Here is a 14,356-nt window from a genome sequence, read left to right on the forward strand (position 1 = left end):
AATACTTTTTATAGTATCTATAAATAAAATTTTTAATTTTTTAAGGAGTATAAATGACAGTTATTAGACTTACAAGAATGGGTAGAACTAAAAGACCATTTTATCGTATTGTAGTTACAGACAGTAGAAAACGTCGTGATGGTGGTTGGATAGAAAGTATTGGGTATTATAATCCTATGGTAGAACCTGAGGTAATTAAAGTTGATGCAGAGCGTTTAGCTTATTGGAAAAGTGTTGGTGCAAAACTTAGCGATAAAGTTGCTTCTATCACTAGCAAATAATCATGGTAGAGAATTTTCTTAGAGAATACGCAAAATTAATTGCAGATTATCCTGAACAGATTGATACTCAAAAAATTGAATTAAGTGAAAATTTTTTTGAGATTGTTCTTTTTGCACATAAGGTTGATACAGGTAAGCTTATAGGTAAAAATGGAAAAATGATCAATGCTATAAAAACCGTAATCTCTGCTTATAAGAGTAAGGATGCAAGTTCTTATAGAGTAACGGTAAAAGCACTTGAGTGAAAAAGATTTTGTTCAAGTTGCAAAACTTGGTAAAACTGTGGGTCTTAAGGGTTATGTAAAATTGCATAACCTGAGCGACTTTTCTTCTCAATTTAAAAAAGATGCTACTTTTTTTATAAAAAACACCAAAGAAATGTTAAAGATTAAGCATTATAATGCAAGCAATTCTACTGTTTTATTTGAAAATTATGAAGATATAGAAAAGGCCAAAGAATTAATTAATCTTATTCTTTTTCAGAGTATCGAGAAAAGCAGACAAACTTGTAAATTAAAAAAAGATGAGTTTTTTTATTTTGATATTTTAGAGTGTGAAGTTTTTGAAGAAGATAAAAGATTAGGTAAAGTGATTGATATCTTGGAAACTGGAGCTTCTTATTTATTTGAAATTCAAAGTGATGAAAAATGGGTTGAAAAAAAATATCCTAAAATATTTTTTATTCCGTATCTAGATAAATTTGTTAAAAATATAGATATAGAAAAACGACAGATTTTTTGCACGCAAGATGCTTTTTTAATTTTAGAAAATTCATGAAATTTAGTTTCGTTTCTTTATTCCCTAATCTTATGGAATTTTACTTCCAGGATTCTATACTTGCAAGAGCAAAAGAAAAAAAACTTTTCAAACTTAATTTTTATAACCCAAGAGATTTTTCTAAAAATTCTTATCATAAAGTCGATGATTATAAAATAGGTGGTGGAGCTGGACTTTTGATGCAAGCTGAACCTATGTATGAGGTGTTAAAAAGTATTCAAGAAAAAAAAGAAAATCCCTATTTTATTTTTTTAAATCCAAGTGGTAAAACTTTTAATCAAAAAGACGCCAAACGCTTAAGTAAAAAAGAACACATAGTTTTTGTATGTGGGCGCTATGAAGGTATAGATGAAAGAGTGCTTGAAATTTTTGCGAATGAAGTTTTTAGCATAGGGGATTTTATTTTAACAGGAGGAGAATTACCTGCGCTTGCAATGTGTGATGCGATTTTAAGAAATGTTAACGGGGTTTTAGGGAATATGGAAAGTTTGGAAGAAGAAAGCTTTGAAAATAATTTACTCGAAGCACCTGCTTTTTCAAAACCTTTTATTTTTGAGAAAAAAAATCAAAAATTTTATACTCCTTCAGAGTTTTTAAAGGGTAATCACGCTAGAATTGCAAGTTTAAAAACTACTTTGGCGTCTTGCAAAACGAAATTTTTTCGTCCAGATTTATTTTTAGAGCATGAACGCAAAAAATAAGGGATTTTTATGAAAAATAAATATATAGAACAATTTGAAGCAAAACAAATTGAAGGTAAAAATGTTCCAGATTTTCGTGCTGGTGATACTTTAAAGCTTGCAATTCGTATCAAAGAAGGAGATAAAACAAGAATCCAAAATTTTGAGGGTATTTGTATTGCTAGAAGAGGTAATGGCGTAAGCGAAACTTTTATCGTACGTAAAATGGGTGCTAATAATGTTGGCGTTGAGAGAATTTTCCCTATTTATAGTGAGAGTTTGGAAAGTATTACTGTTTTGCGTCGTGGTCGTGTACGCCGTGCAAGATTATTCTACTTAAGAGATAGACGCGGTAAAGCAGCACGTATTAAAGAGCTTAAAAAATAATTTATAATTATTTTTTATTATAAGTCTAACAATTAAATAATTATAATTAATTTATAATTTTTATTGTTTATTAATAATACTCTTGTATGATATTCCTTGTAAATATTATACAAGGAGAGAAAATGTTTTCTATTAAAAAAACTTTATTAATACTAGCAAGCGTGCCAATGTTTTTGAGTGCTACTGAATATCAATTAAGCACTCATGTTTTGGATATTACTTCTGGACAACCTGCTCCTAAAGTAAAAGTTGAGCTTTATAAGTTGGAAGCAAATCAACAGTGGAAAAAAGTAAGTGAAGAATTTACCGAAGAAAATGGTAGAATAGGAGATTTGTTACCATATGAAAAAGCTGAAAATAGGGCTTTTGGAATTTATAAGCTTAAATTTTTCACAAAAGACTATTACACATCACACAAAATAAATACTTTTTATCCTTTTGTAGAGGTAAGTTTTGAGCTTTCTAAAGATCAAAAACATTATCATGTTCCAATAACCCTTTCTCCTTTTGGTTATTCAACTTATAGAGGAAGCTGATCAATAAAACGAAAGAAAAAACCATGTGGACTAAGAATTCTTGGAAAAACTATCCCATAAAACAGCAACCTATCTATCCAGACCAAGAGGAGATGAATAGAGTTTTAGCAAGACTTGAGAAACTTCCTCCTTTGGTTTTTGCTGGAGAAGTGAGAAATCTTCAAAAGTCTTTAGCAAGAGTTTGTAAAAAAGAAGCTTTTTTACTTCAAGGTGGAGATTGTGCTGAAAGCTTTGAAAATTTTGGTGCTGTAAATATCCGTGATATGTTTAAAATTTTACTTCAAATGGCTATAGTGCTTACATTTGCCGGTGGATGTCCTGTTGTAAAAATTGGTCGTATTGCAGGGCAGTTTGCCAAGCCAAGAAGTAGTGATTTTGAAGAGTTAAATGGTATAAGTCTTCCTAGTTATCGTGGTGATATTATTAATGGTTTTGAATTTAGCGAACAAGCGCGCATTCCTGATCCACGTAGAATGCTTGAAGCTTATTATCAAAGTGCAACAACGCTAAATTTGTTGCGCGGATTTGCTAAGGGTGGTTTAGCAGATTTGCATGAAGTGCATCGTTGGAATTTGAGGTTTTTAAAAAAGAGTGAACTCCATAAGCAATATACTGATATCAGTGAAAAAATTTCACAAGCTTTGGCTTTTATGGAAGCTTGTGGGATTAATACAAGTAATACTCCGAGTCTAAGAGAAGTTAGTGTTTATACTTCACATGAAGCTTTGCTTTTGCCTTATGAAGAAGCTTTAACTAGAGTGGATAGTTTAAGTGGAGAAATTTACGATTGTTCAGCTCACATGCTTTGGATAGGTGAAAGAACAAGGGCGCTTGATGAAGCTCATGTACATTTTTTAAGAGGAGTAAAAAATCCTTTAGGGGTTAAAATAGGACCTAGTGCAAGTGCTGATGATATCATAGCTTTAGCAAATGTTTTAAATCCAAATAATGAAGAAGGAAGATTAAATATTATTATCCGCATGGGTGCAGATAAAATTATCAATAATTTGCCAAAAATTTTCTCCAAACTTAAAAGTGAAGGTTTAAATTTAGTATACAGCATAGATCCTATGCATGGAAATACAGTAAAAGCAGGTAATTTTAAAACACGTGAGTTTGACAAAATCATGCAAGAAGTGGGATCTTTTTTTGAGATTGCAATAAGCGAAGGGATTTATCCAGGTGGAGTGCATCTTGAAATGACCGGAAAAGATGTAACAGAATGCACAGGTGGTGCAAGCAATGTTACTGCTCAAAGCTTAGAAGATCGTTATGAGACTCAATGCGATCCAAGGCTTAATGCGGATCAAGCATTAGAGCTTGCTTTTTTAATTGCAGATTTAGTAAAAAAGGCTAGAAAATGAAACTTTATGGTATTAAAAATTGCAATTCTGTAAAGAAAGCTATGGATGCTTTAACACAAAAAGGTGTTGTATTTGATTTTATGGATATTAAAAAGATTAATCAAGATATTTTATACACATGGTTAAAACAAAAATCTTTTGAAGATCTTATCAATACTGCTGGATTAACTTCTAAAAAACTTGGTTTAAACAAAGAAAAAGTTAAAAGTTTAAATGAAAAAGAACTTGAGAAAATTGTATTAGAAAATCCAAGCTGCATTAAGCGTCCTATTATCGAGTATGAGCAAAACATATATATTGGCAAGGAATATGAGAAAATATTATGATAGAGTGTTTGATTACACTCTATTTTTTATTAATTGATTAATTTCATTTTGATATGGAAATCTTTCACTTTCGCAATTAATAAGTTGTGTTTTAGAGAAGATAACTTTTCCGTCTACTTCAACGATAAAATCACCTCTGTCGCCAATTTCAAATTCTACTTCAACATCTTTGAAATCGCTTTGTAGTTCTTCTGCAACCCTTGCAGCTTGTGGGCGATAATTTCAAAGATTGCAATAAGTAATTTTTACTTTCATCATTTCATCCTTTGAAAAGTTCTTTTTATTAAGATTAAAATCTTAGATTTTTATTATAGTTTATTTTGGCTGAATTTTTGCCTTTTTTGTAAAATTTAAGTTGAAATTTAGGGTCAATTTCTTTCAAATTCAGCGAGAAAAATTTATAATTTTTATCAAAATTAAAATAAGCCTTAAAAAACTAAAGGAAGAAAATGAGTCAATTTACACACTTGCATTTACATACAGAATATTCTTTGCTTGATGGAGCTAATAAGCTTAAAGAATTAGCTTTGACTTTAAAAGAGCAGGGTGCTACAAGTGTTGCTATGACAGATCATGGAAATATGTTTGGGGCAATTGATTTTTATCAAACAATGAAAGCACAAGGTTTAAAACCTATCATTGGTATGGAAGCGTATTTGCATAATCACGATGAATTAGATGATAAAAGTTCTCGCCAGCGTTTCCACCTTTGTTTGTATGCAAAAAATGAGATTGGATATCAAAATTTAATGTATTTAAGCTCTCAAAGTTATATTAAAGGTTTGTATTATTATCCACGTATCAATAAAAAGCTTTTAGAAAAACATAGCGAAGGTCTTATTTGTTCTTCTGCTTGCTTGCAAGGTGAAGTAAATTGGCACTTAAATACTTATAGTGAAAGAAATGTACGTTTTGGTGCAAAAGGCTATGAGGCAGCAAAAGAAGCGGCATTATGGTATAAAAAAGTTTTTAAAGATGATTTTTATTTTGAAATCATGCGTCATGGTATAAGTGATCAAAGAATGATAGATGATGATATTATCAGACTCTCTAAAGAATTAAATATAAAAATTATTGCTACAAATGATACGCATTATACTTTTAAAGAAAGAGCGGCTGCCCATGAGGTTTTTATGTGTATAGCTATGGGAAAAAAACTTAATGATCCTGATAGAATACGTCATAGTGTGCATGAATTTTATGTTAAAAGTCCTGAGCAAATGAGTGAGCTTTTTGCAGATATTCCAGAAGCTATAGAAAATACACAAGAAATTGCACAAAAATGTAATTTAGAGCTTAATCTTGGCAATCCCACTCCACCGAATTTCAAATTTACAAGAGAATATGCTAAAAATCATAATATTACCTTGCCTGAAGAAACAAAAGAATTTAGCTTTGATAATGATGACATAGTTTTTGAAGAGCTTTGTAAAAAAGGACTTGAAGAGAGATTAAAATTTATCGATGAAAGTAAGCATGAAGAATACAAACAAAGGCTTGAAGTAGAAATTAACATCATTAAAAATATGAAATTTTCAGGTTATATGCTTATTGTTCATGATTTTATTAAAGTGGCTAAGGATAAAGGTATTCCAGTAGGCCCTGGAAGAGGATCAGCTGCAGGAAGTTTGGTTTCTTATTGTTTAAGGATTACGGATTTAGATCCTATTCCTTATAGTCTACTTTTTGAGCGTTTTTTAAATCCTGAGCGTGTGAGCATGCCTGATATTGATGTGGATTTTTGTCAAGACAGACGTGCTGAAGTGATTGATTATGTGATTGATAAATATGGAGCGGATAAGGTTGCACAGGTTATTACCTTTGGTAAGCTTTTAGCTAAAGGGGTGATTCGTGATGTGGCTAGAGTTTGTGATATGAGTATTCAAGATGCTGATGAGCTTGCTAAACTTGTGCCTGAAGAGCTTAAAATCACTCTTGATGCTGCTTATGAAAAAGAACCTAAAATCAAAGAATTTATCGATCGTCATCCTAAAGGTCCTGAAGTTTGGGAGTATGCAAGAGCTTTAGAAGGATTAAATCGCAATGCGGGTATGCACGCAGCAGGTGTTGTAATTTCTAATGAAAGTTTATGGAAGAAAACTCCGCTTTTTAGACAAAGTAAAAATGATGAAAGACATTTGGTAACGCAGTATTCTAAAGATCATTTAGAAGATGTGGATTTGATAAAATTTGACTTTTTAGGTCTTAAAACCTTAACAGTAATCAACAATGCAATCAAGCTTATTAAAAAGCGTTACAATAAAGACATTATTTGGGAAACTATAGATGTAAATGATAGCAAAGTTTATAAAACCATACAAAGTGGAAATACTTTAGGGATTTTTCAAATCGAATCAGGCGGTATGCAAAGCTTAAATGCACGCTTAAAACCAGAGCGTTTTGAAGATATCATTGCGGTTCTTGCGCTTTATCGTCCAGGCCCTATGGAATCAGGAATGCTTGATGATTTTATCGACAGAAAGCATGGTTTAAAAAGTATAGAATATCCTTTTGACAGTTTAGAAAAGGTTTTAGAGCCTACTTATGGGGTTATCGTTTATCAAGAACAGGTTATGCAAATTGTTCAAATTATAGGTGGCTTTTCTTTAGGAGGTGCTGATGTAGTACGTCGTGCTATGGGTAAAAAAGATCCTGAGAAGATGAAAAAGCTTAAAACTGATTTTGCAGATGGAGCAGAAAAACAAGGATATGATAGAGCAAAAGCTGAGGATTTATGGGAGCTTATCGTAAAATTTGCAGGATATGGTTTTAATAAATCTCACTCTGCGGCTTATGCGTTGATTACTTTTCAAACAGCTTATTTAAAAACTTATTATCCTAGTGAATTTATGGCAGCGCTTTTAACAAGCGAAGAAAACAATGTGGATAAAATTGCTGTTTATATTGATGAGATGAAAAAAATGAATATTAAACTTTTACCTCCATCGATTAACAAAGCGATCCGTGAATTTAGTGCTTTAGAGCAAGATGGTAAGGATGCTATTATATACGGACTTGGGGCTATAAAAAGTGTGGGTATTCCTGCAGTTGAAAATTTACTTGAAGCAAGACAAGATGGAGAATTTAAAGATATTAATGATTTCTTAGGTAAGATAGATCCTACCAAAATAAACCGTAGAACATTAGAAAGTCTTATTAAGGCAGGGGCTTTTGATGAGTTTGGTTTTACTAGAAAAGCTTTGTTTGATAATATGGAAAATCTTAGCGAAGCATCGCGTAAAATGGCTGAAGTAAGAAAAAATGCTGCAAGTTCTCTTTTTGGTGAAGAGGAATTAACTTCAGGTGTTCAAGTAAATTTTACTCCCAAAAATGAAGAATTTGAAGTGATGGAAAAATTAGGATATGAAAAAGAAATTTTAGGAATTTATGTTTCAGGCCATCCTTTAGATCGATTTTATGAACAAATTAATGCCATAGATTATGTTAAAAGTTTAGATTTTGAAAGTTTAAAAAACAATGGAGAAATTTTAAGTATAGGTAAAATTGAAGATTTCAAATCCATGATGAGTAAAAATAATAAGCGTTATGGTAGAATTGAAATTTTGGATTATTATTCTTCGTTTGATGCTACTGTATTTGAAAGCAATGTAGAAGAAATAGAAAACATCATCAAAGATGAAAATTTAAAAAATAATGCCTATGGTTTTGTATTGGGATTTAAAGCTGAGGGAGGGGAGAAGCCTAGCTTTTTTTTAAAAGCAATTAAAGATTTACAAAGTCTTGAAGATGGCGAGATTAAAGCTATAAAAAAATTTGGAGCAAAAAAAGATTTCAAAAATAAAGAAGAAAATCATTTTACCGCAGAACCTAAGGAATTTGAAAAAAATATCATAGAGCTAGATTTGACAAGATTAAATAGAGAATTAATCTATGAAATTCATGAAATTGCTAGAAATGCACATAATCCTAATGAAAAAAATAATAAAAAACTTGTTTTAAAAGTTATTAGCGCGGGATCTTGCTTGCTTTATCATACAGATTTTATTATCTCTGATAGTATAGTAGAGGAAATTTCTAATAAATATGCTTAAGTAAGATTGTTCTTACTTGAGATTTTTAAATAAAATGCTCCCAAGTCTTACCAAGTTGGATCCGCATTTTATAGCAATTTCAAAATCATTACTCATTCCCATAGAGCAAATTTTAGCTCCATGTTTTTGAAGAATTTCATAAATTTTAAATGTAGTTTCAAAGCTTTTTATAATACTTTCTTTATCTTGGCTGTGTGAGCCTATGCTCATTACACCACAAAGATTTAGATTAGGGCATTCTTCTTGTATTTGTAAATATTCTTCTACAGCTTGATTTGGATCTAGACCACTTTTACTATTTTCATTTGCACTATTGATTTCTAATAAAGTATTTAATTTATAATCAAGTCTTTTGTCCATAGCTTTAGCTATTTTAATACCATTGCAAGAGTGCCATAATATAGGTTTTTGTTTGATTAAGAGATTGATTTTGTTGCTTTGTAGCGTTCCTATAAAATGCCATTTTATATCTAGTTTTTTTTCATCAAGATTTTCTTTTTTTTGTGCTAGAGCTTGGACTTGATTTTCTCCAAATTCTACTATACCTTGATCAAAAAGCTTTTCAATTATACTTGCATCGACATACTTGCTTGCAGCTACAAGGCGAATGTTTTTGGTTTTTTCTAAAATTTGTTCTAAAGTCATTTTGATAAAGAAATAAGCCCTATTTTAGGGCTTATATTATTGTAGTAAATTAGCAATTTTGCTTTGAAGCTGCATGTTAGATTGTGCAGCAACAAAAGCAGCAGCATTTTCTTTTAGATAATTGGCATTAAAATCATTAACATTTTTTGCCATGTCATTATTTAGTAAATTATTTTCAGCTGCTTTTGAGTTGATGCTGTTTTGAACACTTGCATTAATATTTGATGTAATGGCATTGATACCTGAGCCTATTTCACTTCTTAAACTTCCAAGTTGATCCATAAAATTTGTAATACTATCTTGATTATCTATGCTTAATCCACCTGTTGCCAATGGATTTAAATTTGTAGTTTCAGTTCCGCTACCTACTACAAAATTCATAGTTTGAAAGACATTTTTTCCATTATAAGTTGCATTATTAAAAGAATCATTGATGGATTCTTGTATGCGTGTTGCTTCTGTTCTTAGCATTCCTTTTTGAGAATCATTAAGTGCAGCATTGTTCATTTTTACTGAAAGTTCATTAAGTCTATCTGCGCTTTGAGAGATATTGGTAAGGCTAGCATCTGCAATTTGTAAAACCCCTATAGCATCATAAGCATTTGCGACACCTTGATCTATAGTACTTGATTGAGATCTTAAAGAATCAGCAATAGCTAAATTAGCACTATCAACTCCACTTATTGCGCGAACAGCTGCAATATTTTCTAAAGCTTTATCGCTAGCTTTTTGTGCATTATTTAAATAATAATTTTGTTGCATCATAGTTGCTTCAGAGATCATCATGGCCTACTCCTTCTCTTTCAGATTTATTTATATTTTATCATTTTTTTGCTATTTTAAAGCTTAAGAAATATAAAAAAACTTGCATTATCAAGATGATTTTAATCACCACTTCACTTGCATTATGGATACTGATAAATTCTTGAGTTTTTGTAGCGTTTTCTCCTAAGTTTTGGAGTTCAATTATGGTATTAGTAAAATAAAAAACAAATATTAAGCTTAAAATCAAAATAAGCAAACTCAGCATAAATTTTGAAAATTTTATTTGAAATTTTATTTCATCTTTTATAAGAGAATAAATTTCATATAAAAAATTAACCACTGAAACAAAAATCAGTAAATATCCCATTTTAATAAAAATTTGCGTCATCATTAAGCCACTTTGAAAATGGCTCAATACTCCTTCCCCTATAAGATTCTGAGGAAAAAAAATTGTTGGTGCAACAACTATTCCTAGTATGAGTTCAACCCCTATGATGGAGGCAAGTAAAAATAAATTAACAGCTTTCAAAAGTTTCTCCTTTTATTTTTATCATAACGCATATTTGTAAATTTAGCTATAAAAGCACGATTATAACCTTGTTCATCTTTGAAAAAATCAACAATGAAATTATTTTGATATAAGATTTTTTCCAAAATTTCTTTTTGATCATAGCCAAATTCACAAGCTAAAAATTTAACTTTTTTATCGAGGGAAAAATGTATGATTTCTTCTAGAATTTCATATCCTTTTTCTCCGCCAAATAAAGCTTCTTTGGGTTCTTTTTGTACCCAAATATCTATAGGATATGAATTTTTAATATAAGGTGGATTTGAAAAAATAAAATCATAATTTTCTTTAATTTGCTTAAAATTACAAAGTTTAAAGTCAATCAAGTGATCGACTTTGTGTAATTTGGCATTCTCTAAAGCTAATTCTAAGGCTTTAGGATTGATATCACAGGCTGTGATTTTTAACCCAAGTTCTTTGGCTAAAACAATGCTTAAAATTCCGCTTCCAAATCCTATTTCTAAAATCTTATTAAAAGTATTTTTTTTGCATAAATTTAAAATTTGAAAAAGTAAAATTTCACTATCGTAACGAGGGATTAGAACACCTTTTTTTATCTTAAATTCTAAGCCCCAAAAATCCACTTTTTCAAATATATATTCAAAAGGTTCTCCAGATTTAAAACGTCTTATAAGCTCAAAATAAGGTTTGTGATCTATTTCTATATCTTGGTTTAAAAATAACCAAGCTTTATCTTTTTTTAGATATTCACAGAGTATAAATACTGCTTCATTTTCATAACCTTTTAACCTAGATTTAGCTTCTATAAGAGCATTTTTTATAGTCAAGAAAGAGCCTTGATTCTATCGCTAATACTTGGATGACTGAGATAAAAAAATGTATATATTTTACTTGTTTTGATAAAAGCTTTATTTTCTCTTGCTAGAGCTATCAACGCATTTTTCATATCTTCTTTGCTTGTAACTTTAGCTCCGTGTTGATCAGCTGCAAATTCATTTTTTCTACTTAAGGCATTAAGTATAGGAGAGATTAAAAAGCTAAAAATATTTGCAAAGATAAATAAAAGAGCAAATACACCGCCATTTACTCCTTCTAGATGACTTTCTAAGTAAACAAATTCAGGTAAATTTGCAAAAACAAAAAAAAGTAAAAACATAGTTATAGCACCGTTAAATAAAGCTTTGATAATATCTTTATGAACAAAATGTCCAAGCTCGTGTCCTAAAACAGCTAAAAGTTCTCTTTCATTTAAAGCTTTTAATAATGTATCAAAAAGAACCACTCTTTTGCTTTTAAAAAGTCCACCAAAATAAGCATTTAAACGTTTATCTCTTTTGCTTGCATCAATAACATAAACCCCATTTGCATTAAACCCACATTGTTTCATTAAAGAGCTGATTTTTTTCAGCAAATTTTCATCGTTTAGTTTTTCCATTTTATTAAAAATAGGTGCTATCAAGGTAGGGTAAATGAGATTTATAATTACTATAATACAAAAGGCAAAAATAAAGGCCGCAATCCACCAAAAAGTTCCAAAAAAATCATAGCAAAAAAGCAAAGCATAAAGGATTAAAAATCCAAATATTAAAGTTAAAATAAGACTTTTTACAGTGTCTTTGATAAAAAGTTTTGCAGTCATATTTGAAAAACCATGGGCTTTATCTTTGATAAAACTTTCATAAATACTTAAAGGTAGATTTAAAATGCTTGTGATTATTAAAAAAGATAATAAAAATAAAGTATTTTCAAAACGAGTGTTATTTGAGATAAGTAATTCTTTAAGATATAAAAATCCAAAACCTATCCATGCAACATTGATGATTAAATTATAAAAATTGGAAAATAGTTTAAATTTTTCATTTTCGATGGCAATGTCTGCTGCATTTTGATAGTCTTTTTCGCTTAAAATTTGAGCTTGTTTGTCTTTTTCTCTTTCTAAGAAACGAATTTGAGTATAGGAAATCCAAGATAAAAGTGCTGTGTAAAGACATAAAATTGCAATTAAAGTCATTATTTTTCCTTGATTGGTTTTTTGCGAATTCTAGCTTAAAATAATGAAATAAAGTTAATAGCTTAAAATCTAAAATAATATTCTTTTCAACTAAGTTGATGTATATTTATAAAAAAGGATTAAAGAATGTTTTTTAAGAAAAAGATTTCACAAAAGCAAAAAGAAAAGCCTAAAATTCCAATCAATGATATGATTTTAGATGACAGACTTTGTAAGTTTAAAAATAAAGTGCAAAAGATAAGTAAAGATGAAGCTTCGGCAAGTCTGCTTGCTAGACAATTAAGCAGACTTATCAGAGCTAATAAATTTTAATTTTGACATTTTTTCTTAGGGCGAAAAACCTTAATAACTTCATCATTTGCTTCTATATAAGCACCTTCTATTAAATCAATACAATAAGGTATAGCTGGAAAAACAGGCTCTAGACATTCTTTTATAGCTTTAGGATTTCCTGGTAAATTAATAATAAAAGATTTATTGCGAATTCCTGCATTCTGTCTTGAAAGTATAGCTGTTGGGACATATTTTAAACTTTCTAAGCGCATAAGCTCTCCAAAACCTGGCATCATTTTATCACACACGGCTTCCGTGGCTTCTGGGGTTACATCACGAAGCGCTGGACCTGTACCTCCGCTTGTAACAATCAAATCGCATTTTTTTTCATCTGCTAGATAAAGTAATTTTTTAATGATCAAATCATAATCATCAGGGATTAATTCTTTATGATAAATAATATCATTTTTTATATATGAATTTAACACTCTTTCAATTTCAGCAGTAGCTTTATCTTCGTATATGCCACTACTTGCTCTATCGCTTAGGGTTAAAATTCCTATGTTTATCGTATCCATTGTTCCTCCTTAATAAATTTTTATAACCATCCTTTTTTCTTGAAAACAACCAAAGGTAAAATGATAGAAATTACCATCACGCCAAGCACTATGGGATAAGCATAGTGAAGTTCAAGTTCTGGCATGAATTTAAAATTCATACCATAAACAGTTCCTATTAAAGTAGGAGGCATCATGGCAACAGTTGCAACGGTAAAAATTTTAATGATTTTGTTTTGTTCTATGTTGATTTGGCTGGCTAAAATGGTTTGAATATTGTCTAAGATATTAAGTTGTGAAACACTAAATTCAACCAAAGAATTTAAGTCTTTTAAAACTATAGTAAGATTTTGTTTTATATCTTTATCAATTTTATCGCTTTTTAGCAAAGAAGTCATAGCACGACGTTTATCAAATAAAGAATCTCTTACACGCATATTAAGCTCTTGTAAGCTTGAAATATCCTTTAGCATTTCATCATAACTATATTCATCTTTTTTTTCTAAAACACTTGTTCTTAAGCGTCTTGCTTCTTTATCTATCCATTCTAGTAAATCCGCATCTTTTTCAACGCGCACTTCAAACATTTTATCAATAATATCAAAACCATCTTCAAAATTCTTCGGACTAGCTAAAATTCTTGCTTGAATTTCTTCAAAAGTACTAAATTCGTTATATCTTATAGTAAATAAGATATTTTTAGCTGTAGCAAAAGTAACAATTTCTGTGCGAAGCTTGATTAAATTCCTATCTTCTTCATCGCTTTTAAGATCTCTTACTAAAAAATGAGCATTGATGGTTATTGTCGCATTGTCTTCCCAATATTTTGCGCTAAGTTCTATTTCTTCTCTTTCTTCTTTTGTAGGAAACTCAAGATTAAATTCACTTGATATAAAAGCAATTTCTGCTGCACTTGGATGAAGTAAATCAATCCATAAAATATTTTGTGGTAGTTCTTGACTATCGAGATTAAAGTTGATTCTTTGAACTAAAGCATTTTGAGTTTTAATATAAACATAGAGCATAGTTATTCCTTATTTTTAACTTTAAAATTATACCTTGATTAGTTTAAAAATCAATTTTTTAATTTTTGCAAATCAAAAACCAAATTTTCCACCTAAAGCTCTTAAACTAAGCTTTAGTTTAAGATATCTTTAATCAGTTTTTGCAAAT

18 protein-coding genes are annotated in these 14,356 nt (G+C 30.0%); 10 read left to right on the forward strand and 8 right to left on the reverse strand.

Features of this window, described 5'->3' with window-relative positions:
• The first annotated feature begins 53 nt into the window (after positions 1-53).
• From rpsP to ELQ11_RS04215, 8 genes are all read left to right on the forward strand, one after another.
• On the forward strand, positions 54-281 hold the full coding sequence (rpsP, locus tag ELQ11_RS04180) for a 30S ribosomal protein S16 (RefSeq protein WP_002852274.1): 228 nt from the start codon (positions 54-56) through the stop codon (positions 279-281).
• Positions 282-283: 2 nt separating this feature from the next.
• Positions 284-526, forward strand: coding sequence for a KH domain-containing protein (locus ELQ11_RS04185; RefSeq protein ID WP_002852144.1), 243 nt, complete (start codon positions 284-286; stop codon positions 524-526).
• Entirely contained in the window at positions 519-1,058 is a 540-nt protein-coding gene (rimM, locus tag ELQ11_RS04190; RefSeq protein WP_002855099.1) for a ribosome maturation factor RimM, read from the forward strand. The genes ELQ11_RS04185 and rimM overlap by 8 nt, the downstream gene beginning before the upstream one ends.
• Entirely contained in the window at positions 1,055-1,759 is a 705-nt protein-coding gene (trmD, locus tag ELQ11_RS04195) for a tRNA (guanosine(37)-N1)-methyltransferase TrmD (RefSeq protein ID WP_052949682.1), read from the forward strand. Before rimM ends, trmD begins: the two co-directional genes overlap by 4 nt.
• A gap of 9 nt (positions 1,760-1,768) precedes the next feature.
• The gene (rplS, locus tag ELQ11_RS04200) at positions 1,769-2,125 is read left to right on the forward strand and encodes a 50S ribosomal protein L19 (RefSeq protein WP_002854824.1); all 357 of its coding nucleotides are present in this window, start codon (positions 1,769-1,771) and stop codon (positions 2,123-2,125) included.
• A 122-nt stretch (positions 2,126-2,247) separates the two neighbouring features.
• On the forward strand, positions 2,248-2,661 hold the full coding sequence (gene uraH, locus ELQ11_RS04205; RefSeq protein ID WP_002852246.1) for a hydroxyisourate hydrolase: 414 nt from the start codon (positions 2,248-2,250) through the stop codon (positions 2,659-2,661).
• Positions 2,662-2,684: 23 nt separating this feature from the next.
• A complete protein-coding gene (locus ELQ11_RS04210; protein WP_070295614.1) occupies positions 2,685-4,025 on the forward strand; it encodes a 3-deoxy-7-phosphoheptulonate synthase class II in 1,341 nt (446 codons plus the stop codon).
• Positions 4,022-4,351 carry an ArsC/Spx/MgsR family protein gene (locus tag ELQ11_RS04215; RefSeq protein ID WP_002861397.1) on the forward strand — a complete coding sequence of 110 codons (330 nt, stop codon included), beginning with the start codon at positions 4,022-4,024 and terminating at the stop codon, positions 4,349-4,351. The genes ELQ11_RS04210 and ELQ11_RS04215 overlap by 4 nt, the downstream gene beginning before the upstream one ends.
• A gap of 12 nt (positions 4,352-4,363) precedes the next feature.
• Here the strand turns inward: ELQ11_RS04215 and ELQ11_RS10450 are convergent, their stop codons facing one another.
• Positions 4,364-4,606, reverse strand: coding sequence for a SelT/SelW/SelH family (seleno)protein (locus ELQ11_RS10450; RefSeq protein WP_268258782.1), 243 nt, complete (start codon positions 4,604-4,606; stop codon positions 4,364-4,366).
• Positions 4,607-4,800: 194 nt separating this feature from the next.
• On the opposite strand from ELQ11_RS10450, the gene dnaE reads away from it, so the two are divergent.
• Positions 4,801-8,403 carry a DNA polymerase III subunit alpha gene (gene dnaE, locus ELQ11_RS04225; protein WP_126264580.1) on the forward strand — a complete coding sequence of 1,201 codons (3,603 nt, stop codon included), beginning with the start codon at positions 4,801-4,803 and terminating at the stop codon, positions 8,401-8,403.
• 12 nt (positions 8,404-8,415) lie between these two features.
• Here the strand turns inward: dnaE and ELQ11_RS04230 are convergent, their stop codons facing one another.
• Genes ELQ11_RS04230 through ELQ11_RS04250 form a run of 5 tightly spaced genes read right to left on the reverse strand, consistent with a single transcriptional unit; the run spans position 8,416 to position 12,353 of the window.
• The gene (locus ELQ11_RS04230) at positions 8,416-9,048 is read right to left on the reverse strand and encodes a YggS family pyridoxal phosphate-dependent enzyme (RefSeq protein ID WP_052949692.1); all 633 of its coding nucleotides are present in this window, start codon (positions 9,046-9,048) and stop codon (positions 8,416-8,418) included.
• A 36-nt stretch (positions 9,049-9,084) separates the two neighbouring features.
• Positions 9,085-9,834: a flagellin C gene (gene flaC / locus ELQ11_RS04235; RefSeq protein ID WP_070287780.1), complete on the reverse strand. Its 750-nt coding sequence runs from the start codon at positions 9,832-9,834 to the stop codon at positions 9,085-9,087.
• A 37-nt stretch (positions 9,835-9,871) separates the two neighbouring features.
• Positions 9,872-10,342: a DUF4149 domain-containing protein gene (locus ELQ11_RS04240; protein WP_002871299.1), complete on the reverse strand. Its 471-nt coding sequence runs from the start codon at positions 10,340-10,342 to the stop codon at positions 9,872-9,874.
• Positions 10,339-11,169, reverse strand: coding sequence for a HemK/PrmC family methyltransferase (locus ELQ11_RS04245; protein WP_134225159.1), 831 nt, complete (start codon positions 11,167-11,169; stop codon positions 10,339-10,341). Before ELQ11_RS04245 ends, ELQ11_RS04240 begins: the two co-directional genes overlap by 4 nt.
• Positions 11,166-12,353 (reverse strand): M48 family metallopeptidase, encoded by a 1,188-nt coding sequence (locus tag ELQ11_RS04250; RefSeq protein ID WP_070210737.1) that lies wholly within the window; start codon positions 12,351-12,353, stop codon positions 11,166-11,168. Before ELQ11_RS04250 ends, ELQ11_RS04245 begins: the two co-directional genes overlap by 4 nt.
• Positions 12,354-12,479: 126 nt before the next feature.
• On the opposite strand from ELQ11_RS04250, the gene ELQ11_RS04255 reads away from it, so the two are divergent.
• Complete coding sequence (locus ELQ11_RS04255) at positions 12,480-12,665, forward strand: hypothetical protein (protein ID WP_002861403.1); 186 nt, start codon at positions 12,480-12,482, stop codon at positions 12,663-12,665.
• Here ELQ11_RS04255 and mog read toward each other — a convergent pair.
• Positions 12,662-13,204 carry a molybdopterin adenylyltransferase gene (gene mog, locus ELQ11_RS04260; protein WP_002861404.1) on the reverse strand — a complete coding sequence of 181 codons (543 nt, stop codon included), beginning with the start codon at positions 13,202-13,204 and terminating at the stop codon, positions 12,662-12,664. The two genes, ELQ11_RS04255 and mog, sit on opposite strands and share 4 nt — an antisense overlap.
• Before the next feature lie 20 nt (positions 13,205-13,224).
• A complete protein-coding gene (gene corA / locus ELQ11_RS04265; RefSeq protein ID WP_002861405.1) occupies positions 13,225-14,208 on the reverse strand; it encodes a magnesium/cobalt transporter CorA in 984 nt (327 codons plus the stop codon).
• Between the last annotated feature and the right edge of the window lie 148 nt (positions 14,209-14,356).

It is taken from the genome of Campylobacter sp. US50a (assembly GCF_004379015.1).
Lineage (GTDB): Bacteria > Campylobacterota > Campylobacteria > Campylobacterales > Campylobacteraceae > Campylobacter_D > Campylobacter_D jejuni.